Genomic DNA, 20,273 nt, shown 5'->3' on the forward strand with positions numbered 1-20,273 from the left:
CGACGTAAGTTCTGTTTCTTTGCTTTTTTAAGGTTAGATAAGTTCATTTTCTTTTTTTGCTGGGCAAATATACGGATTTTTATTAATCTCACAACAAAAATCATTTTATCTGGCATTTATGCCACATTAACTCCGAAAATATGCCCCACTAATGCTGTAATTCCCATCGCTACGGTTCCCCAGAAACAGATTCTTAATACCGCTATCTTAATGCTGGAGCCTCCTGCTCTGGCAGAAATTGCACCCAACAGCATTAAAAAGATGATTGAAAAGCCATATTGAAAATACACCATTTGTTTGAGTGGTGCCAAAAGAGAAACGGTAAAAGGCAATAAAGCTCCCACAGCAAATGAACCAAATGAAGCCATTGCTGCCAGCAAAGGTTTGGCCTGTGTTATTTCATTAATTCCGAGTTCGTCACGGGCATGTGCTCCAAGCGCATCGTGTTCTGTAAGTTCAATAGCTACCTGCATTGCCGTTTCCTGGGTACAGCCTCTTTTTTCATATACTTTGGCCAGTTCTCTAAGCTCTATTTCCGGCATTTCCTCAAGTTCACGCTTTTCGCGGAGCAAATCTGCTTTTTCTGTATCTTCCTGGGAGCTTACAGAAACATACTCACCGGCAGCCATAGACATTGCCCCGGCAATCATACCTGCTAATGCGGCAAGGATAATGATATGACGTTCCGGTTCTGCAGCCGCAACCCCGATGACAATACTCGTGGTGGATAACAATCCGTCATTTGCTCCCAATACAGCTGCCCTTAGCCAGCCTACCCTGTTTACATAATGTTTTTCCAGCTGATGATGCATAACTTTTCTTTTTGGTGGCAGGCTAAAGTTACCCAATATTTCGTCAAGAATCAATTTAAATTACCACATTTCATGATGGGTAAAGGTTTAATAGTTTATCTGATGATCAGGGATTTATTTTTGATACCACTTTCAGTATAAAAATCCAGTAAACAATAAATAGTATTTCAAGAATACAGTCTATCATATAAGTCCATTTGATCACATTGTTCAAATAATAATAAAGATCAATCCCTGCCAGCCCGGCACAACAGAGCATGATGGCGAGAATAACCAAAGGGCTCTGCTTTATTCTTACTACATATACAATAAGAAGGATATAAGGAAAAAGCAGTAAGCTGACCGTTTTTACCAGCCATATATCTGTCTTGGGGCCAGTAATTTTCAAAAAGCTTTCAAGGTGTACAAATGGCCATATTATGGTAAGCAGAAAATAAATCATTTGAACATAGGCCAGTGTCTGATATTTTTTCATGAAGCATGATTTATGAAATTCATTTTCATGAGATAGGATGTACCTCTATGATCATCTATTTATATCTATGGTAAGCCATGTGCTGATTTTCCGGCCTGTCGTTATCAGGAATATTTTTTTCTCTGTGCTGTTTTTCCAGATCGTTATAAAATTTATAAAGCTGTTTCAGTTCATCTTCTGTAAGATGTTGTATTTCTTTTATTTTATGGGAGTCTTTGCTTGCTGCCATCAATTCATCAAGCCTGTCCTGAAGTGCTTTTATCTCTTTATTCTGTACATTCCGGATAAAAAATACGGTAAGCCCTGCAATACCTAAAAAAGCAGTTCCTTTAACATACACCGGCCAGTTCTGCCATCTGTCTAAAATATCTTTAATCATAACTATTATTTTTAAAATTACTTATGTCAAAACAAGTCATACAGATTGCTCCATATGACCTGTTTTCAACATTAATCTCTATAATCTATAAACTAAAAGAAGATCTTACGGTTTTCAATTTTTAACCGTATTATTTCTTTCCAGCATTTTTATTGTTCTTATCACGGTTTCTACACAAAGCCCGGGTAAGACTACATTACTGAATATTGTAACTTGTTATTTCATAATAAATTGCCCATGCTGCAAACACGATGACAATGATCCATATCCAGAAAGGAATGGTTTGTGGTGTTTCACTTCCATTGATCAGAAAACTTTTCTGATTTCCTTTATCATAAGCATTGATCATTAAAGAAAGCGTACCGTCCACCACATCTTTATTTTTAAGTCCTTCTATCCGTATTGCCGGGCCATTGGCTACGGTAAACTGTATTCTCCTGATCCCTTCTTTTCCTGATGGTGAATGGCTTATGATTTTAAGGGTATGGTCACCATCTGTGAGCTTTTGGGTATCCAGATCAAAAACAATGGGAGTATCCAGTTCTGCAATGGGAGCCGGATCATCATCAATAAATAAAAAAACTTTGCTTTTATCTTTAGTCATGATCTTGAATTTTCACCTGAAAAAACGGAGTATTTGATATGGGATTTATCTTTTTCGCCAGGTCTGAACAGATATTTGGCAGAAAATATAAAAGCCAGTACAGTTATCAATACGACAAATCCTACGATAAACCAGTCCCAGTTACTTTCCGGACCGGTTCCGTGGGTAAAGTTTCTTGTCACCTCGGGCTGCTGAAGTTTACAGGCATCACAGGCAGATACATAGGTTGTAAACATTATTCCAGAGAATGTGGTTATATTTTTAAAAAAATCTCTCATTGTTATTTTATTTTATCCATTATGGTTTTCACTTCTTCAGCGGTTACCTTTTTAGCATTATTTCCCCAGCTTGTCCGCTCATGGTTCATGATTGCAGCCACATCTTCAGGTGTAAAATTAGCATTGGTACCCACTGGCGGCATGGTTGCAAACTCCGGTCTCGGGTCATAGCCTTTCATGATGATAGTGACATATAATTCAAGATCTCCTCCTGCAACAACAGGACTTCCTTTCAATGGCGGAAATGCACCGGGAACCCCTTCTCCGTTCGCCTGATGACAACTGGCACAGTTTGCTGTAAAAAGTGCTTCTCCATCCGGTAAACCGGCATTGCCTCCCTGGGCAGCTTCTTCTTTTTTCTGTTTATAGAGAAAAGCCGGAACAATAGATTTATCTGTATAATCTGTTTGTTTCAGGGACTTCAGATAGGCAACAAGCAACAGGGCTTCCGGGCCTGCCACAATTTTTTTATATCTGGGACGGAATTTTTCAGGAACTTTCACCTCAACATCTCCGGGCTGAAGATAATCCCTCTCTATAAAAAGCCAGGGATAGGCAGGCATCACTGATTCTTCAACGGCTGCTCTCGGCTGATAGAGATGAATCAGATGCCATTCTGCACTGGGCTGTCTTTCCCCGATACTGGTAAGATCCGGCCCTGTCCTCTGGGTTCCCATCAGATTGGCTGTATTTCTCCAGAAATCTGTACGGGTATTGATGGCAAAATCGGCAGGTATGCTTGGTCTTTTCCCAAAAACATTATCCATTTCTACATTTCTTACCTGCTGGGTATGGCAGGCAATACAGCCGTTGTCTATATAAACTCTTTTACCCGCCTTTTCCTCTTTTGTCAGAATTTTCGACTGTCTTGGCAAAGGTTTATTAATCCTTTGATTATCCAAAGCAGGCAATATGGCAATATAAAGCGTAAGCGAAACAAAAAGTAAAAGTGCAGAGCCGAAAAGGATTCGATGGTCATTTAAAAATATCATGATGCTGATCTTTACGTATTAAACTCTGTGTTTCCATATTGTCTCTTCGCTGCAAGAATTTCTGCAGGCGTTCCGGGAATTCTGACCTGATCTTCTTTTCTTACCATTCTATAGAAATTATAAGCAAAGATCAAATGTGACATCCACATCAATGTTCCTCCGATAGCCCGCCATAGCCAGAAAGGAGCCATATTGATCACTCCTTCAATAAAAGGTTTTTTCCTGATCCAGAGTTCTCCCGTCTGTGTTCCGCCAATCATTAAAGCAATAACATAAAACAGCAATCCAATCAGTGCAAACCAGAAATGAATTCCCACTAAAAGTTTCGGAGGTTCTTTTCCTGTAAGCCGCGGAACCAGCGTATAAAAAAATCCCCAAAGCATAAATGTGATGATCCCGTACATGGTAAGATGTGAATGCGCTACAGTGAAATCTGTAAAATGCCAGAGAAGATTCGTATACCTGAACGCTTCCACTGTTCCCTGGAATGATCCTGTAAAATAAAATATGATAGACATAAAATAAAACGGAAGCGTATAGCTTGTTCTAAGCTGATACCATGCGCCATTAAATGTCAAAAGGAAGTTGGCTGTACCTGCAGCCACCGGAATCAGCATTCCTGCACTTGCAATGATAGCCGTTGTCTGCAGGCGCCAGGGAATCGCACTGAAAATAAAATGATGGGTTCCGATCAGGGTATAAAAGAACGTATGGGTCCAGAAAGCCAAAATCCCTAAACTGTAGGAATAAATAGGCTTATTGAGCTGTTGCGGCAAAAAATAATACATCAATCCCAGATTGATCATCATAAACCACATTCCGATAGCCTGATGCATATAATATCCCTGAATAATGGTCTCTCCTACCCCGTCCTGCCAGATAGGAATATAGGCAATGACAATGACAATAACGATAAACATTGTTCCTGATACGATATACCAGTTAGACAAATAAATTTCTTTGGTTTTTCTGTGTGCGATAGGCTTAAAGAAATTATGCAGGGAAAGGGCTACTCCTATTCCGAAAGTGATCATAATCGGCCAGATATATTCCCGGTATTCACCACCTCCGTTATTTACCCCGGCAAGAACAGATATTGTCCCGGCAAGAACTGCTGCATTAACCAGAATAAGAGAGAGATAACCTTGTTTTATATTAAATTTTTCCACATTGCTTACCCGTGGTATGACATAATGTGCAAACCCCAGCATGGCCAAAGATGCCCACCCCCAGAATACGGCATTGGTATGTCCCGGCCTGAGCCTCCCATAGCTGAACCAGCTGGTATGCTCTATATCCGGAGCCACAAGCTTTATCCCTGCATACAAGCCGAATGTTGTTCCCAATACAAGCCAAAAAATAGCGGCCCCCAGGAAATAAAGAATCAGACGGCTCAACTCAGGGGAAATATATTTCTGAAAAGAGGATGTTCTTCTTTTGTCAGGAAATACCCTCAGCTCTTCTACAGAATTGATATTTTGTACAACGCCTTTTGTATCTGCAGGAGGTAAAGTACCGGAAAGCTCATTTTCCGGCAGCCTGAAGCTGAGTTCTTTTTCCCTTTGCTCATATTTGGCTACTTCTTCCGGGGTAAGATTCTCTATTTCTTTTTTGGTCTCGGCAGATTCTTTCCGTCTTAATATTTTAGCATAGATGGATAAAAACTTAAGAACAACGATGACAAGGCCCGCTACAATGATCATTAAAGTAAGCAGTAGGGTAATCTGAATCCCGGTTTCTTTAAATAATGAGATATCAGCCATAACAGTATTATTATGGGTTAATGAATCATGCTTTTCTGGTTTATTTTCTTAATAGAATTCTTTACTGATCCTTTTTTAACAGAGATCAGTCCCGTCTTTTAAAACGTCAGTGGCTGTAAATATGATTATTTACTTTTTTTAATAGAATCTACGTCATACGCAGAGCTGTCCACCGTAGGTGTTTGGTCTGCCGAGTCCGGTGAAATCTGAGCAGAGCCGGAAGTAAGACTGTCAGATGCCATAATGGTATCTGTATTGGTCCGTTGTGTCTGAGGTTCTTTTTTGCTGCAGCTGACGACAAAAAAGCCGGCAAGTACAATGAATGATACAATGAATTTCATACTATTAAATTTTGTGGTGTGTGTAGCATCAAATGTAGACAACATCGCGCTAACGCTTTATGACTCAGATCATAGAACTCCTGAGCAGTACCATTCTCCCCGGAAAATCCTATTTTCTTATCTTTGCAGCAATGAATTTATTATATATCAACTGGGATATTAATCCCGAAATCGTCAATATCTTTGGACTTCCCATAAAATATTACGGATTATTATTCCTTGCGGGACTTGTTTTATCACTTAATATTTTAAAAAGAATTTATAAAAAAGAAGGCCTTAGTTCACAAGCTCACGAAGCTTTATTCTCTTATGCATTAATAGGAATTCTGGTGGGTGCAAGACTGGGACACTGCCTTTTTTACGATTTTGATTATTATTCACAGCATCCGCTTGAAATATTTTTACCGATTCAGAAAGGGCCGGATGGTGTCTATCATTTTACGGGATTTGCAGGTCTTGCCAGCCATGGCGGCGGTATTGGCCTGGTGATTATGCTTCTTATCTATGCAAGAAAATATTCTATCCCATTCATGACCGTTCTGGATGCCATAGCGATTGTACTTCCGCTGGGTGGTACTTTCATCAGGCTGGCCAATCTTATGAATTCTGAAATTATAGGAACTCCTACCGATGTTCCATGGGCTTTTATCTTCCGACAGGTTGATGATCTTCCGAGACATCCGGCCCAGCTTTACGAGGCCATCTCTTATTTTATCATTTTCCTTTCTGTTTATTTGATCTACAGGAAGAATATTTTTAAGATCGGAAAAGGGTTTTATTTCGGAATAAGCATTCTGCTGATCTTCATTATGAGAATCCTGATTGAATTTATCAAGGTGGATCAGGTAGAATTCGAACATGGAATGAGCTTAAATATGGGACAGCTTCTGAGCATTCCGTTTGTTCTTCTCGGATTATTCTTTATGATCAAAAGTATACTGGAGAAAGGAAAGGTTAAAACCACTTAATTTCCTTATTTCTTTTACCATAAAAAAGCTCACTGAAAGTTGTTTTCAGTGAGTTTCTTTTTTTAAATGGATTTACAAATACTATCTTGTTGTGTATCCGCCGTTGGCAAATATGGTCTGCCCGGTAATCCACCAGCCTTCTGTTACCAGGAATTCTACCAGCGGAGCAATATCTTTAATATCGGTAAGCCCACCCAATGCGGATGCAGACTTATGATAAGCGACTGCATCGTCAGTTTCCTGCCCGTAGAAGAAAGGAGTATCCATCGGACCAGGCGCTACTGCCGTTACAGAGATACCTCTTGCCCCAAATTCCTTGGAAGCCGCTCTTGTAAAATGCTCTACCGGTGCTTTTGCTCCTGCATACGTAGAATACAACCCGGTGTATGCTGCCAGCAATGAAGTAACAATCGTACAGATTTTTCCGTGATCGTTTAGTTTTTTACCCGCTTCCTGTAAAAAGAAATACGCAGATTTCGAGTTTACATTGAACATGGTGTCATATTCAGCTTCCGTTGTTTCGGAAAATGGCTTTTTCAATACCATCCCAACAGTATTGATGGCAATATCCACTCCTCCGAAACGGGAAATAGTTTCATCGAAAAACTTCGTGATATTATCTACTTTGGTAAGGTCTCCCTGAAATAAGAATGCTTCCGCTCCTAATGCCTGTACCTCAGCCAATGTTTTTTCACTTTCAGCCCTTGAGCTTTCGCTGTTGTAGTGGATAGCCAGCTTTGCTCCTTTTGTGGCAAAATCTCTGCTTAATAATCCTCCTAAGTTTTTACCTCCTCCGGCAATTAAAACCACTTTTCCCTGTACATTTTGTGTTGACATGTTTTTATATTTAAATGTTAATAAAACAAAGGTCAATAATAAAAATGGCCTCAACATGGTGAAATTTTCGGGAATTTTTATTTATTCATTTAAACCGAATAAAAAATGTTTATTATTTTATGTAAACAATAGTTTTTAATAGAATGCTATTTACCAACCAGATACACTTCGGGACAGGTCTTTTCAGTTAAACACTTCTATATAATTCCCAAACCTGACTCAATTTTAGGCATAACATTTGATACCTTCCTCCCGTATCACGCACCACCACTTCATTTTTAATATATTTTTTTATAATCCTCAGACTTCTGAGGATTTTTTTATGCTATTATTACAATTTTATGTACTGCTTCATACAGAACACAAGCATCAATTAAAACCATTTCTGATAATCAATCATTTAAAACCTGATTATTCATTTTATTGTTGTATATTTGCATATTAATAAACCAAGTCATTACTTTGTTTTCTGTAACGACCCGAATATTTTTTATTCAGTCTTTGCCTTTTGAGCAGCCATCTTTTTAACTTTTATTCTTCTATTAAAGAACAATACTTGTCGGAATTTTAAAGCTCTGTATGATTGGAAATATCCAAGACAGGAAACATCGGCAGGCTTTATAGGTCTGATGCAGACCAGATTGAACCAATTAATTTATAGAAACTAAATACTAAAAATAATTTATGGCAGATTCTTTTTCTAAAAAGGAAAATTTCAAGAAAAAAATTCAAAAGCAAAAAGAAAAGGCGCTAAGACGCGAAGAACGTAAAACGAACAACAACAAAGGGAAGGACATGGAGGATGTATTCATGTACGTGGATGAATTCGGAAGATTAACATCTACTCCCCCTGAACAAAGACAGGAAGTAAATCTTGATGATATTCAGTTGGGTGCAGCACCTATTATTGAAGAAGATCCAAGAAAAACAGGAATTGTTACTTTCCTGAGCGAAAAAGGATATGGTTTCATTACGGAAGATAATTCCAAAGAAAACATCTTCTTCCACAATAACAACTGTGCAGAACCTGTAAAAAAAGGAAACAAAGTATCTTTCGAAAAAGAGAAATCTCCTAAAGGATTTTCTGCTGTTGAAATTCAGCTTGTTAAATAATATGTACTAAAAGTGATTTTGTTCTGACAACAGATTCATTTTAAACCATACACAAAGAGACTGCCCGTTAGGACAGTCTCTTTTTTTAGGGACATATAAAAAAAAGTTAACTTATAAAAAGTTAGATTGTAACGCAATATGCCGGAATTATCTCAATGATCATTACGGGAATCCGTAACCTTTGATTACATTATAAAAGAAGCTGCCTGAAAAGACAGCTTCCTTCATCGTAAAAAAAGTAAAATTAATCCAGTTTCCCTCCCAGTGCTTTAAACAGCAGGACGTTATTTCTGGTATTCTGATGCTGGAACTGCAGTAAATCCAGTTCAGCAGTTAATTTGCTCTTCTGTGAATTGATCAGTTCAAAATAGTTGGCGTATCCTGTAAGGTACAGATCATTGGAAACCTCAACACCACGGTCGAGAAAGCCTACTTCTTCTGATTTCAGTTTCAGAACACGTTCATAGATCTTGGTCTGTTTCAGGATGGACTGCAGTTCATTAAAAGCTGTTGTGATACTTTTCTGATAGTTTAAAAAGGCAATTTCCTGCTCTTTGCTCGCTACCTTAAATTCATATTTCAGCTGCCCTTTATTGAAAACAGGAACCATTAATCCTCCCAACAATTGTCCGGCCAGTGAACTTGGTTTAAACAGGGTTTCAACGGAAAAAGAATTCAGTCCGAAACCGGCCCCCAGATCAATCTTGGGATAAAAAGCAGCTCTTGCAGCCTTTGCATCAGCCTGAGAAGCTTCTAAAACATAATAATTGGCAGCTACATCCGGTCTGGAATGGATCACATTTTCTACATTAATGGTTTTATTTAATACTTCCATATTGGTAGGCATCAGTATTTTACCACGCTTCACCTCTCCGCCATAGCTTCCCGTTAATGTTGTGATCGCCTGCTCTACTGTAACGATTTCCACTTTGATGTGTTCAATCTCTGCCAGCCAGTTGTTATTCTGGGCTTTAAACTGCTGAACTGCCAATTCCGTAGCTTTTCCCACTTCACGCTGGGCCAGAACAATTTCAAAGGCTCTTTGCTGAAGTTTATAGTTTTTCTGATAAATCGCAAGACGGTTATCTAAAGCAACCAGCTGATAATAGAGATTCGCAATATCGGTGAAAAGCTCTACCTGCAATAATCTTAATCCTTCCGTTGAAGCGAGATATTTCTTCTGCGCAGCAATCTTCTTATTTTTCAGCTTTCCCCAGGCATCAATTTCCCAGCTGCTTCTTGCTCCCAGCCAATAGTTAGGAGTAAAATCCCTATTGATTTTCTGGTCTTCCGTAATATTAGGCGAAAGATTGGTATCATAGTTTCCCACACCTTCCATTGTATATTTTCCATAATGATTACCGGAAACCTCTGCTCCCACTTCAAGGGATGGCAGCAGATCCATCTTTGATCTCTGAAGGAAGCTGTTGGCAATTTCCACCCTTTGCCGGGCAATCTGAAAATCGGGATTTGCCTGAACTACTTTATCAAAAAGCTCAAGCAGCTGCGGATCCGTAAAGTAAGCTTTCAGGTTGATCTGCCGGAACTCATCAGGGTTTTTATTTTGATCTGCTTTAATAATCTCTTCTGGTAATTGCTGAGCCTTTTTCAGCTCCGTTACTTTGGGAACAGCACACGAAACAAGGCTCAGTGATGCTATTCCGTACAATATATTTCTATGATTTAATCTTTTCATTTTTCTTCTTATTTTCAAGTTTTGCAAAGAATATATACAGTCCCGGAATCACCACCAGTCCGAAGATGGTTCCAATCAGCATTCCTCCTGCTGCTGCCATACCAATGGAACGGTTACCAATGGCTCCGGCTCCTGATGCAATACACAAAGGAATAAGTCCTGCTACGAATGCAAAAGAGGTCATCAGAATCGGTCTCAGACGCTGCCTTGCCCCTTCAATAGCTGCAGGAATGATATCAAATCCCTGCTTATTTCTTGCCACGGCAAATTCTACAATCAGAATGGCATTTTTGGCCAGAAGTCCGATCAGCATGACCAACGCCACCTGGGCGTAAATATTATTATCAAGGCCCATTATTACCAAAGCGATATAGGAACCGAAAATTCCTGTCGGAAGGCTTAATAATACCGGCATTGGAAGAAGGAAACTTTCATACTGTGCCGCTAATAAAAGGTACACGAATAAAAGACAGATCGCGAAGATATAAACGGTCTGGTTTCCTGATAGGATTTCTTCTCTTGTCATTCCTGACCATTCAATATCGAATCCTCTTGGCAAAGATTCTTTGGCTACACGTTCCACAGCAGCAATGGCATCCCCGGAGCTGTAACCGTCTGCGGGTTCTCCATTGATCATGGCCGACATATACATATTGTACCTTGTAAGCACTTCAGGACCGTATACTCTTTCGATAGTAATGAAAGTGGAAAAAGGAACCATCTCGCCTTTATCATTTTTTAAATATAAATTCAGAATACTTTCAGGTGTATCCCTGTGTTCCGGACTCGCCTGCACCATCACTTTATACATCTGGCTGAAACGGATAAAGTTCGTAGCATAGTAAGATCCCAGCATCGTCTGCAGCGTAGACATCGCATTGTCTACCGAAACACCTTTCTTCGCTGCCATATCATAATCCACATTGATCATGTACTGCGGGAAAGTGGCATCAAAACTGGTAAAACTGTTCTGCAGTTCGGGCGCTTCATTGAGTTTTTTAACAAAATCCTTGGTGATCTTATCTGTATTTTCAATTGTCCCTCCGGTTCTGTCCAGCAAACGCAACTCAAAACCACTGGTATTCCCGAATCCGGGAACGGTTGGCGGTGCAAAGATTTCTATCTGGGCATCAGCAATACCTTTTGTTTTATCAGAAAGTTCTGCAATGAGATCATTTACTGAAATACTTCTTTCTTTCCAGTCTTTCAGGTTGATCATCGCCATTCCGTAAGAAGAGCCTGCAATTTCAGTTACGATACTGTACCCCGCAAGCGTGGTCACGTTTTCTACTCCTTTAATTTTTTTGGCAATAACCGTTACTTCATCGAGTACTTTTTCTGTTCTTTCCACTGTAGCGCCTTGCGGAGTGGTAACACTTACATATACCATTCCCTGGTCTTCCATTGGGATAAATCCTGTCGGCAGGAATTTGCTGGTCACAAAAGTAAGTCCTACAAATAGAAATAACAGTCCGAAAGTTACTGTAGTTCTTGTGGCAAATTTTGATAAAATACCTACATAACCATTCGTCAGTCTTTCAAATCCGGTATTGAAACTCTGGAAAGCCCTGTCGATAATCGTTTTCTTCTTATTGTGGTCATGAGGTTTTAAAATAATAGCACAAAGTGCCGGAGTAAGTGTCAATGCATTCACCCCTGAAATGACAATACTGATGGCCAGCGTTAATGAAAACTGACGGTAAAATACTCCCACCGGACCATCCAGGAAAGCCACAGGAATAAATACCGCAGACATAACGATCGTAATCGCTACTACCGCTCCTGCAATTTCTTTGGTGGCACTGATGGTGGCATCCATCGCATTCATTCCTTCTTCCATTTTCACGTGGACGGCTTCAACGACGACAATAGCATTGTCAACGACAATTCCGATGGCCAGAACCAACGCAAAAAGGGTTAAAAGGTTGACAGAGAAATCCAGCATATTCATGAATGCAAAAGTTCCGACCAATGCTACCGGTACAGCCAGTACAGGAATTAATGTGGAACGCCAGTCCTGCAGGAAGATGAATACTACAATTCCTACCAGAATAAAGGCTTCAATAAGGGTTGTCAGTACCGCACTGATCGAAGCATCAAGGAATCGGGAAACATCATAAGCCATGTTATATTCCATTCCGGGAGGGAAGGAAGTGACTTTTAATTCTTCCATTTTTGCCTTTACGCTTTCAATCACTTCAGATGCGTTGGAACCGGGACGCTGCTTCATCATAATGGATGCAGAAGGTCTTCCGTCTGTTTTGGAAACCATTCCGTAGTTCATGGCTCCGAATTCCACTTTCGCAATATCTTTAAGCTTTAAAATGGTTCCGTCCACATCAGATCTGATGGGAACTTCTTCATATTGTTTGGGCTCAAAAAACTTTCCTTTATATTTGATAACATACTGAAGCTGGCTTGAGGTTTTACCAGAGGTTTCCCCTACTTTTCCAGGGGCAGCTGAAATATTCTGTTTTTGCAGGGAAGTGATTACCTCATCTGCAGAAATATTGTACGCTGCCATTTTCTGAGGATCCAGCCATACTCTCATCGAATATTCTTTCTGTCCCATAATTTCAGCACGTCCTACTCCATCAATACGTTTCAATTCCTGAAGGACGTTGATATCCGTAAAGTTATAGATAAACTGTTCATCCTGGCTCGGATCTGTACTTGTGATATTAAGGTACATCAGCATACTGTTCACCTCTTTTTCAGTAGTTACCCCGGCTCTGATTACCTCTTCAGGAAGTTCATCAAGAATAGTGGTTACCCTGTTCTGAACGTTTACTGCTGCCACATCAGGATCTGTTCCTACTTCAAAGAACACCTGGATAAGGGTAAGACCGTCATTGGAGGTTACCGTGGACATGTACGTCATCCCCGGCACTCCATTGATCGCACGTTCCAAAGGAAGAGCCACCGCATTGGCAGACACTTCGGCATTCGCTCCTGTATATTTTGCTGTAACGGTTACTGAAGGCGGTACAATATCGGGAAACTGGGTGATCGGCATTTTCAGCAATGCCATAATTCCCAGCAATACAAATAATATGGAAATAACCAACGAAAGAACCTTTCGTCTTATAAACATTTCTACCATAGTTGATTGATTTAAAGATTATGAAAGGTTAATACTTCTTTTTGATTTTGATGATATCTCCATCTTTCAAAGACTGAGTTCCTTCATAAATGATTAAATCTCCTTTTTTAAGACCACTTTCCACCATATAAGAATCTCTCAGGGTAGTTCCGATCTTAATATTGGTCATTTTCACTTTATTCTGTTTATCCACAACAAAAACATAGGTCTTATCCTGAATGGAGAAGGTCGATTTTTGTGGAATAAGGATCGCATTATCCTGCTGTTCGGAAATGATAAGCTTCCCGGAAGTACCGTGTTTGATCAAACGGTCCGGATTCGGGAAAAGCACTTTATATCGAATAGAACCAGTGGTTCTGTCGATTTCCCCTTCGGCTGTTTTCAAAGCTCCGTTGAACTGGTAATTGACTCCATTAGGCAGCGTCAATTCAATTTTTTGATGATTTCCGATTTTATCGTTAGCTAAAAGTTCAAAGTATAGGTTTTCAGGAATGGAGAAATAAGCATACACCTCGTTCAGCTGTGAAAGGGTGGTTAATAAAGTTCCGTTTTCCACTAAACTTCCGTCTTTATGAGGAATCACATCAATCACTCCATCAAAAGGTGCTGTAATTCTTGTAAAACTTATTTTCTGAAGAACGGTTCTTTTTTCTGCATCGGCAAAGGCATGTTTTGCCTTTGCTGAAGACAGTTTTGCCTTTACCATTTCCAGCTCGTTATTGGCTACAAATTTCTTGGCATGAAGACTCTGAATCTGCTTCAGCTCTACTTCTGCAATACGAACGTCTGCCTCAGTCTGTTTTAATGCTGCATTGGCTTTCAGAAGTTCCATCTGCAGCTCAGCATCATTAATTTTGAATAAAGCCTGTCCCTGCTGAACAAACTGTCCCTCGTTAACATAGATATGCTGGATAATACCTCCGATTCTGGAACGCATTTCAACGTTTTTTTTAGCCTGGATATCAGTGACAAACTGGTTGCTCACCAATGTATCTTTTTCCTTGATTTCCAGTACGGGAACTTCTTTATCTTTTTGATTGTTTTTTTTCTTGTCTTTACTGCATGACACAGCGAATAATGTTGCAAGAATGCAAATTATTACAGTTTTAAAATACATTTTTAAATGTTTAAGTTATAAGATTTCCGTTAAAATGATTTGGCATTCAGAAACTTAAACCTAATACAGCTGGAGGAGATGGAGAAAGGATTTAACACCACAAATAGTGGAAACCGCAATCTCAGGAAGGGAAATTTTTGGAATAACTTTTAATATTCCTGAAAAGTCTGCAATGGCAGAATCATTTTTTTTAACTGAATGTTTTACAATTTTTGAGGCAGCAGGCAGCGCATGCGTGTTCATATCTGCTTCCTCGTAAACATCCAGAACATGAATATTGGTTACAGGAGGAACATGAGGGATATTTCTCAATGATTTTTCCGCCCAATTCGAATTGAAAAGGGAAAAAACCAGTATGATATAGAATAAGAAAAATGACCTCAGACCTGCCATGTCAATCAGAATACTTTAGTTTTTCAGTAAAAACGATAGTTGTGCAAAAATAGGCATTTCTCCTGGAAAATCCGGCCATGGAATTGTTAAAAAAACTTAAACAATTAGTGAATAATTCTACTCATTCGTATTTGAATTCCTGCGGAATGGCAATTGACCGCGAAGTTTATTCATGCAGTCTGCCATTCCGCAGAGAATATACTCTGCAATTCAGAATAAAATAAGCGATGTAATATATCTGATTATTGACTCTTTTAAGTTTTGACTCTAAATTTTGTTTTTTTTATCCAAACGGGCTAAAGCCCATTTCTATTGAGTATTTAGAACAATTTGCTCAGTATTCTAAAACGGTAATCAAAGATATGTTCCAGTTTCTTTCTGACGAAAAGGCGATGGGCAATTTCACCTAAAAATCCCATGGGAAGTTCATAATCTATGGTGTCTCTCATCAGAACACCTTCTTCATTGGGAATAAATTCATGATGATGGTTCCATAATTTGTACGGTCCTTTTTTCTGAAAATCAATAAAGCTTTTCTGGAAATCAACGTGGGTGATCTCGGTCTGCCACTTCATTTTGATACCGAACAATGGTGACACATAATAATCGATGAGCATTCCTTCGTAGATTTCATCGTTTTCCATTTTTGTCAATACAATGAAGCCCATGTCCTTCGGAGTAATTTCTGAAAGATTGTTGGCTGAGGAAAAGAACTTCCAGGCCGTTTCTATATCACAATTGAGCTGTTGTTCGCGGAAAAGGGTATGTTTCATAAGGTGGAATCAGTTAACACGATTGTTATGAAACAAAGGTAAAGATTTAATTATAGATCCACATCAGTACAGGTTTTCCCGATTTCTGAATCATCGGATCAATTTCTTTCATGGCGTTGTTGGAAACAGTCGGGCATCCCCATCCTTCGGGAGATCCGTTTGGGAAAACTTCATTATCGCTCATCATATCCCATGAATGAAAGACAATAAATCTTTTTAAAGCATTATTGTTGGTTTCTTCGAGACCGTGCATCAGGTATTTGATATTGATTCCCCAGTCGCTGTAGCCTCTTCCTTCAAGCTTATATTTCCCTAAAGAGGATAGATGGCTTCCGTCTTCATTACTGAAAGCCGGATTGGCTTTAGAATCATCTTTACTCCATGAATTGGAACCGCAGCCATGTCCTACCAGATATTGTTTCGAAATCTTATTATTTTTAAAATCCCAGATAAAAAAACGGTTAACACCGGAATGAAGGCTCATATCAATAAGAATGCAGAAGTCTTTGCTGAGATTCTTTGAATCACAGAATTTCAATGCTTCTTTCGCTTTACTTTTTATTTTGGAAAGATCGGCTTCAGGTTTCTTTTCTGCCGCCAGAGGTCTATTGGTTATTATTGTATTGCTTTTCCTTTCCTGGGAACATGAACCCACCAAAAAGATAATGAACAACAGATAAATCCTCTTCATGTATTATTTATAGTGTTGAAAAATTCCGAAATCTGAGGGGGTCCAAAGTGCGGCCTTTTGTCCTGCAGCTTTTAAAGCGTTATTGCTCCAGGTATTGCAGGTATAAAGAAAGCTGTAAGTTCCTTTTGCATCGTAAAAGGCATCATTATCACCGTACACGGCATCTGTTGGAATCAACATGAAGTTTCCGTTCTGGTCTCTGTCAAATTTATCTTCTACAAATTTTACCAGATTCTGATATTGATTTCTGCTAATCATAATCATTTTACAGTCGTCGCCTTCTTTCATCGTATTATAATAGGTACAGTGCATTGCGGAATCACTTAGCCAGAATGCTGCTTTTATGGCTGTTGAAAATTTCAGATCTGCCCAAGTAGGAGTATCAAGATAAAACCCTTTGTCTCCCCATCCTATTCCTATATACTGATAATCTGTTTTTTTTGATTTTGTATTGGCAAAAGGAATTTTCCGGCTCCAGTCCTGAAGGTCATTTTTTACGGGCATTACGATATCGGTATGCACTCCGTTGGTATAAATATAGATTGGGATTTCTTTCTTCTGTCCGTCATCTTTTGCTGAAACGGGAATATAGGGAATCAGCAGCCCAAGGATTACGTAAATAATCACAATTCCTAAAATAATTCCTAGCACTTTCAGGATATACATTAATATCGTTTTCACAGTCATGTTTTTTAATAAAATTTAATCTTTAATTTTTCGTAAAAGTATTTGTTTTAATCGAAAAAATGGCTATATTTAGTTACGAAATATTCATAAATATGCGTAAAAATACTAAATCCCAAAAAAGGTTTAAAATAAGAGTAAAAACTGCTCCTAAAAGAATACAAAAAAGACGTTGATTTTCGGTGAGATTCTGATCTCCTGAAAATCAATTTTTCTTTATAGGAAAGGCTTTTTAAGAAACTTATTGATATAAATCTTCACCTCCTTAAAGCGAAAAATTTAAGGAATGGTCAATTATCAGCTCTGGTTTGGAACTTCAAAAAATTCCAAAAGAGGAATTGTCACCGAAAGTTCAGAGAAAAATCAGTCGGAAGTCTTCTGTAAAAACTCAATATTTCTCTTGAGACCGGCAAACTTGGTTCTTTTTACGGGAGATTTTCTAAAGATTTCTGAGAAAATTTCCTGGGTAAGTTCTTTCCATTCTGCTTTTTTAAAGTTCTTCAAGGCTTCGTTGGGCTGGAAACGACTCTGTTTATTGGGCGCTGAGAATCTGTTCCAGGGGCAGACATCCTGACAGATATCGCAGCCAAACATCCAGTCTTCCATTTTATCCTTAAAATAATCCGGAATTTCATTTTTGAGTTCTATGGTTGCATAAGAAATGCATCGGCTTCCATCTATAATTTTCTCAGAAACAATGGCATCTGTAGGACACGCATCGATACATTTTCTGCAGCTTCCGCAATGATCTGTAGTGGCGTGGTCAGGAATTAGCTCCAGATCGCAGATGATTTCGGCCAGAAAATAAAAAGAACCGCTTTGTTTGGTAATAAGGTTGGCATTTTTCCCTACCCAGCCTATTCCTGACTTCTTAGCCCAGGCTCTTTCCAGAACCGGTGCAGAATCTACAAAGACACGGAATCCAAATTCCCCTATTTCTTCCTGCAGCTCTGCAACCATTTCACGGAGTATTTCTTTGATTACTTCATGATAGTCTTCTGCATAAGCATATTTTGAGATTTTAAAGTTCTCCAGTGTAGAAATTTTTTCTTCAGGAAAGTAATTGTAAGAAAGTGAAATTACAGATTTTGAACCTTCTACCAAAAGTCTCGGATCAAGTCTTTTGTCGAAATGATTTTCCATATACTTCATTTCGCCGTTATAATTATTCTTCAGCCATTTTTCAAGATGAGGAGCTTCTTCCTCCAGAAAATCAGCTTTGGAAATGCCACAACTCTGGAATCCAAAACTTTTTGCCCTGGATTTTATGAGTTGGGAATATTTTTCAGCGTCTGCATTCATTAATTTCACACTGCAAAATTAAGATTATTTTATCAATCTTCAGATTTCTGCGAAAGTACATCCCACTGATGGTTCTTTTCTGAAAAAATTATGTTTTAATTAGGATTTTTTTCAAAAAAAAAATACGTAATTTCGTTTCTAATTTAATGTTTAAACCAACAACTATGTCTTTAATAGAAGTAATACAATCAGGAAACTATGAATTAATCGACGTTCGTGAGCCAATGGAGCTTGAAATGGACGGTAATATAGATGGTGCCAAGAATATTCCTTTAGGCGAAGTAGAAGACAGACAGGATGAGATCCTATCTATTGAAAAGCCTGTTATCTTATTCTGCAGAAGTGGAAACAGAAGCGGAAAAGCATTGGATTATCTTAACGCTCAAGGATTAAAGGACGGTTACAACGGCGGAGGCTGGGCTGAGCTGAAGGCTGTTCTGGAAGCAAATCAGGGAACTTTTTAAAAGTTCCTTTTTTTATATCTTATTTCTATGAATCTGAAAAATTATTTTGAAACGCTTTGTTCTTCATTCACCGAAAACAAACAGCTGATCGACAGCCTGTGGAACGAAGTTGAAACCAGATATGCTGAAAAAGGCAGACACTACCACAATCTTCTTCATCTTGAAAATATGTTCACGGAACTTGAAGCTGTGAAAAGCTATATTTCAGATTTTACAGCCATTTCTTTCTCCGTGTTTTACCATGACGTTATCTACGATGCCTCTTCTAAGTCTAATGAAGAAAAAAGTGCGGCCAAAGCAGAAAAAAGGCTTGGAGAACTTGATATAGATAGAAATAAAATTTCACTCATTTCTTCGCAGATTCTGGCAACAAAATCTCACCAACGCTCTGATGATGACGATACCAATTATCTTCTGGATGCTGATCTTTCTGTATTGGGAAAGGATTTAAAAACCTATCTGGAATACACTCAGAATATAAGAAAAGAGTATTCCATCTACCCTGATTTTCTGTATAAACCGGGACGAAAAAAAGTACTCAAACATTTCCTTGAACTTGAAAGTATCTTTAAAACAGAATATTTTAAGGAAAGATATGAAGCCCGGGCAAAAGAAAATATTGCGGCTGAACTTCAGTTATTGAAATAAAAATAGATCAATCTGTTTATTTAACAAAACAAAGACACCCGTTAACAGGTGTCTTGTTGATATTGTATATTAGAAATAATTGCTGATAAATCCGGCCGCTTTCTCCAATACAAGTTCAGGTACTTCTTTATGCGGTGTATGGCCTATACCGGGAATGATATATTTTTCCGACCTTCCACTGACCTGAGTCACTGTTTTTTCTACCTGATCCAGTGTTCCGTATTCATCAGCCTCTCCCTGAATAAATAACAATGGAGCTGTAATATCTTTTAGTAAATACTCTATATTCCACGTTCTGTAATCTTCGCGTGTCCAGGTTTCTGTCCAGGCTCTGAAAAGCATTTCTACTTTATCACCATGATATTTCTGTAAACGTTCGGGAAGATTGGTTGTTTTGTAAGCTTCCCAGGCGTCGTAAACTCCTTTTAAAGTTACCTCTTCCACAAAAATATGACCAGCTTCACAGATAACGGCTTTTATTCTTTCGGGATATTTTGCAGCGGTGATCAAAGCAATTGTTCCCCCATCACTGTGCCCGAACAGGACAACGTTATCAATATTCATTTCAGCCAATACATTACTCAACAGATCTGCTTCCAGTTCCATATAATTTACGGGTCTTACATGAGTAGGCATGGGGAATGATTTTCCGTATCCTAACCGGTCATAAGCAAGAGTATTGCATTGTGTGATCTCAGCCAGCTTAGCCGGAAAATCCCTCCAAAGCTGCACAGATCCTAATGAATCATGCAGAAAAACAATGGTAGGCCTGTCTTGAAATTGATTATTGTGTTCGATATATAATTTTTGTCCCTTTACATCTATTATTCTTCCCGCCAT

22 protein-coding genes are annotated in these 20,273 nt (G+C 38.8%); 4 read left to right on the forward strand and 18 right to left on the reverse strand.

What is annotated here, in order from left to right:
- Window positions 1-116: 116 nt before the first annotated feature.
- From AC5YGI_RS03310 to AC5YGI_RS03345, 8 genes are all read right to left on the reverse strand, one after another.
- Window positions 117-812 (reverse strand): VIT1/CCC1 transporter family protein, encoded by a 696-nt coding sequence (locus AC5YGI_RS03310; RefSeq protein ID WP_110009184.1) that lies wholly within the window; start codon window positions 810-812, stop codon window positions 117-119.
- 106 nt (window positions 813-918) lie between these two features.
- Window positions 919-1,287, reverse strand: coding sequence for a hypothetical protein (locus AC5YGI_RS03315; RefSeq protein ID WP_446106490.1), 369 nt, complete (start codon window positions 1,285-1,287; stop codon window positions 919-921).
- Window positions 1,288-1,342: 55 nt separating this feature from the next.
- Window positions 1,343-1,666 (reverse strand): low affinity iron permease family protein, encoded by a 324-nt coding sequence (locus AC5YGI_RS03320; RefSeq protein ID WP_496167510.1) that lies wholly within the window; start codon window positions 1,664-1,666, stop codon window positions 1,343-1,345.
- Between the two features lie 196 nt (window positions 1,667-1,862).
- Complete coding sequence (locus tag AC5YGI_RS03325) at window positions 1,863-2,270, reverse strand: cytochrome C (protein WP_110009181.1); 408 nt, start codon at window positions 2,268-2,270, stop codon at window positions 1,863-1,865.
- The gene (locus tag AC5YGI_RS03330; protein ID WP_454511718.1) at window positions 2,267-2,548 is read right to left on the reverse strand and encodes a hypothetical protein; all 282 of its coding nucleotides are present in this window, start codon (window positions 2,546-2,548) and stop codon (window positions 2,267-2,269) included. The genes AC5YGI_RS03325 and AC5YGI_RS03330 overlap by 4 nt, the downstream gene beginning before the upstream one ends.
- A gap of 2 nt (window positions 2,549-2,550) precedes the next feature.
- Window positions 2,551-3,540 (reverse strand): cbb3-type cytochrome c oxidase subunit II, encoded by a 990-nt coding sequence (locus tag AC5YGI_RS03335; RefSeq protein ID WP_496167513.1) that lies wholly within the window; start codon window positions 3,538-3,540, stop codon window positions 2,551-2,553.
- A gap of 11 nt (window positions 3,541-3,551) precedes the next feature.
- Window positions 3,552-5,303, reverse strand: a complete 1,752-nt coding sequence (locus AC5YGI_RS03340) for a cbb3-type cytochrome c oxidase subunit I (RefSeq protein ID WP_496167514.1) — start codon at window positions 5,301-5,303, stop codon at window positions 3,552-3,554.
- Between the two features lie 125 nt (window positions 5,304-5,428).
- Window positions 5,429-5,644: a hypothetical protein gene (locus AC5YGI_RS03345; protein WP_496167515.1), complete on the reverse strand. Its 216-nt coding sequence runs from the start codon at window positions 5,642-5,644 to the stop codon at window positions 5,429-5,431.
- A gap of 131 nt (window positions 5,645-5,775) precedes the next feature.
- Between AC5YGI_RS03345 and lgt the strand changes: the two genes are divergently transcribed.
- Window positions 5,776-6,612: a prolipoprotein diacylglyceryl transferase gene (gene lgt, locus AC5YGI_RS03350; RefSeq protein WP_496167568.1), complete on the forward strand. Its 837-nt coding sequence runs from the start codon at window positions 5,776-5,778 to the stop codon at window positions 6,610-6,612.
- Between the two features lie 81 nt (window positions 6,613-6,693).
- Here the strand turns inward: lgt and AC5YGI_RS03355 are convergent, their stop codons facing one another.
- On the reverse strand, window positions 6,694-7,449 hold the full coding sequence (locus tag AC5YGI_RS03355; RefSeq protein WP_227944156.1) for an SDR family oxidoreductase: 756 nt from the start codon (window positions 7,447-7,449) through the stop codon (window positions 6,694-6,696).
- A 684-nt stretch (window positions 7,450-8,133) separates the two neighbouring features.
- Between AC5YGI_RS03355 and AC5YGI_RS03360 the strand changes: the two genes are divergently transcribed.
- A complete protein-coding gene (locus AC5YGI_RS03360) occupies window positions 8,134-8,562 on the forward strand; it encodes a cold shock domain-containing protein (RefSeq protein WP_002981005.1) in 429 nt (142 codons plus the stop codon).
- Between the two features lie 244 nt (window positions 8,563-8,806).
- Here the strand turns inward: AC5YGI_RS03360 and AC5YGI_RS03365 are convergent, their stop codons facing one another.
- The 8 genes from AC5YGI_RS03365 to queG form a co-directional block, all read right to left on the reverse strand.
- Window positions 8,807-10,258: a TolC family protein gene (locus tag AC5YGI_RS03365; RefSeq protein WP_137905889.1), complete on the reverse strand. Its 1,452-nt coding sequence runs from the start codon at window positions 10,256-10,258 to the stop codon at window positions 8,807-8,809.
- The gene (locus AC5YGI_RS03370; protein WP_496167516.1) at window positions 10,239-13,361 is read right to left on the reverse strand and encodes an efflux RND transporter permease subunit; all 3,123 of its coding nucleotides are present in this window, start codon (window positions 13,359-13,361) and stop codon (window positions 10,239-10,241) included. Before AC5YGI_RS03370 ends, AC5YGI_RS03365 begins: the two co-directional genes overlap by 20 nt.
- Before the next feature lie 28 nt (window positions 13,362-13,389).
- Complete coding sequence (locus tag AC5YGI_RS03375) at window positions 13,390-14,478, reverse strand: efflux RND transporter periplasmic adaptor subunit (RefSeq protein WP_110009172.1); 1,089 nt, start codon at window positions 14,476-14,478, stop codon at window positions 13,390-13,392.
- A gap of 60 nt (window positions 14,479-14,538) precedes the next feature.
- Window positions 14,539-14,790: a hypothetical protein gene (locus AC5YGI_RS03380; RefSeq protein WP_330745564.1), complete on the reverse strand. Its 252-nt coding sequence runs from the start codon at window positions 14,788-14,790 to the stop codon at window positions 14,539-14,541.
- A gap of 401 nt (window positions 14,791-15,191) precedes the next feature.
- The gene (locus AC5YGI_RS03385; protein ID WP_330745563.1) at window positions 15,192-15,644 is read right to left on the reverse strand and encodes an SRPBCC family protein; all 453 of its coding nucleotides are present in this window, start codon (window positions 15,642-15,644) and stop codon (window positions 15,192-15,194) included.
- 46 nt (window positions 15,645-15,690) lie between these two features.
- Window positions 15,691-16,335, reverse strand: a complete 645-nt coding sequence (locus tag AC5YGI_RS03390; protein WP_330745562.1) for a murein L,D-transpeptidase catalytic domain-containing protein — start codon at window positions 16,333-16,335, stop codon at window positions 15,691-15,693.
- Window positions 16,336-16,338: 3 nt separating this feature from the next.
- The gene (locus tag AC5YGI_RS03395; protein ID WP_110009168.1) at window positions 16,339-17,022 is read right to left on the reverse strand and encodes a TIGR02117 family protein; all 684 of its coding nucleotides are present in this window, start codon (window positions 17,020-17,022) and stop codon (window positions 16,339-16,341) included.
- A 360-nt stretch (window positions 17,023-17,382) separates the two neighbouring features.
- Window positions 17,383-18,321: a tRNA epoxyqueuosine(34) reductase QueG gene (gene queG, locus AC5YGI_RS03400; RefSeq protein WP_496167569.1), complete on the reverse strand. Its 939-nt coding sequence runs from the start codon at window positions 18,319-18,321 to the stop codon at window positions 17,383-17,385.
- Window positions 18,322-18,485: 164 nt separating this feature from the next.
- On the opposite strand from queG, the gene AC5YGI_RS03405 reads away from it, so the two are divergent.
- The gene (locus AC5YGI_RS03405) at window positions 18,486-18,785 is read left to right on the forward strand and encodes a rhodanese-like domain-containing protein (RefSeq protein ID WP_047377132.1); all 300 of its coding nucleotides are present in this window, start codon (window positions 18,486-18,488) and stop codon (window positions 18,783-18,785) included.
- A gap of 27 nt (window positions 18,786-18,812) precedes the next feature.
- Window positions 18,813-19,433 carry an HD domain-containing protein gene (locus AC5YGI_RS03410; RefSeq protein ID WP_496167518.1) on the forward strand — a complete coding sequence of 207 codons (621 nt, stop codon included), beginning with the start codon at window positions 18,813-18,815 and terminating at the stop codon, window positions 19,431-19,433.
- 69 nt (window positions 19,434-19,502) lie between these two features.
- On the opposite strand, the gene AC5YGI_RS03415 is transcribed toward AC5YGI_RS03410, so the two are convergent.
- Window positions 19,503-20,273, reverse strand: a complete 771-nt coding sequence (locus AC5YGI_RS03415; protein ID WP_496167519.1) for an alpha/beta fold hydrolase — start codon at window positions 20,271-20,273, stop codon at window positions 19,503-19,505.

This window comes from Chryseobacterium sp. CS3K3.1 (assembly GCF_059515165.1).

Coding starts and splice junctions, on each gene's coding strand:
- AC5YGI_RS03310 (WP_110009184.1), bottom strand. CDS start 812: ATGCATCATCAGCTGGAAAAACATTATGTAAACAGGGTAGGCTGGCTA.
- AC5YGI_RS03315 (WP_446106490.1), bottom strand. CDS start 1,287: ATGAAAAAATATCAGACACTGGCCTATGTTCAAATGATTTATTTTCTG.
- AC5YGI_RS03320 (WP_496167510.1), bottom strand. CDS start 1,666: ATGATTAAAGATATTTTAGACAGATGGCAGAACTGGCCGGTGTATGTT.
- AC5YGI_RS03325 (WP_110009181.1), bottom strand. CDS start 2,270: ATGACTAAAGATAAAAGCAAAGTTTTTTTATTTATTGATGATGATCCG.
- AC5YGI_RS03330 (WP_454511718.1), bottom strand. CDS start 2,548: ATGAGAGATTTTTTTAAAAATATAACCACATTCTCTGGAATAATGTTT.
- AC5YGI_RS03335 (WP_496167513.1), bottom strand. CDS start 3,540: ATGATATTTTTAAATGACCATCGAATCCTTTTCGGCTCTGCACTTTTA.
- AC5YGI_RS03340 (WP_496167514.1), bottom strand. CDS start 5,303: ATGGCTGATATCTCATTATTTAAAGAAACCGGGATTCAGATTACCCTA.
- AC5YGI_RS03345 (WP_496167515.1), bottom strand. CDS start 5,644: ATGAAATTCATTGTATCATTCATTGTACTTGCCGGCTTTTTTGTCGTC.
- lgt (WP_496167568.1), top strand. CDS start 5,776: ATGAATTTATTATATATCAACTGGGATATTAATCCCGAAATCGTCAAT.
- AC5YGI_RS03355 (WP_227944156.1), bottom strand. CDS start 7,449: ATGTCAACACAAAATGTACAGGGAAAAGTGGTTTTAATTGCCGGAGGA.
- AC5YGI_RS03360 (WP_002981005.1), top strand. CDS start 8,134: ATGGCAGATTCTTTTTCTAAAAAGGAAAATTTCAAGAAAAAAATTCAA.
- AC5YGI_RS03365 (WP_137905889.1), bottom strand. CDS start 10,258: ATGAAAAGATTAAATCATAGAAATATATTGTACGGAATAGCATCACTG.
- AC5YGI_RS03370 (WP_496167516.1), bottom strand. CDS start 13,361: ATGGTAGAAATGTTTATAAGACGAAAGGTTCTTTCGTTGGTTATTTCC.
- AC5YGI_RS03375 (WP_110009172.1), bottom strand. CDS start 14,478: ATGTATTTTAAAACTGTAATAATTTGCATTCTTGCAACATTATTCGCT.
- AC5YGI_RS03385 (WP_330745563.1), bottom strand. CDS start 15,644: ATGAAACATACCCTTTTCCGCGAACAACAGCTCAATTGTGATATAGAA.
- AC5YGI_RS03390 (WP_330745562.1), bottom strand. CDS start 16,335: ATGAAGAGGATTTATCTGTTGTTCATTATCTTTTTGGTGGGTTCATGT.
- AC5YGI_RS03395 (WP_110009168.1), bottom strand. CDS start 17,022: ATGACTGTGAAAACGATATTAATGTATATCCTGAAAGTGCTAGGAATT.
- queG (WP_496167569.1), bottom strand. CDS start 18,321: ATGAATGCAGACGCTGAAAAATATTCCCAACTCATAAAATCCAGGGCA.
- AC5YGI_RS03405 (WP_047377132.1), top strand. CDS start 18,486: ATGTCTTTAATAGAAGTAATACAATCAGGAAACTATGAATTAATCGAC.
- AC5YGI_RS03410 (WP_496167518.1), top strand. CDS start 18,813: ATGAATCTGAAAAATTATTTTGAAACGCTTTGTTCTTCATTCACCGAA.
- AC5YGI_RS03415 (WP_496167519.1), bottom strand. CDS start 20,273: ATGGCGGGAAGAATAATAGATGTAAAGGGACAAAAATTATATATCGAA.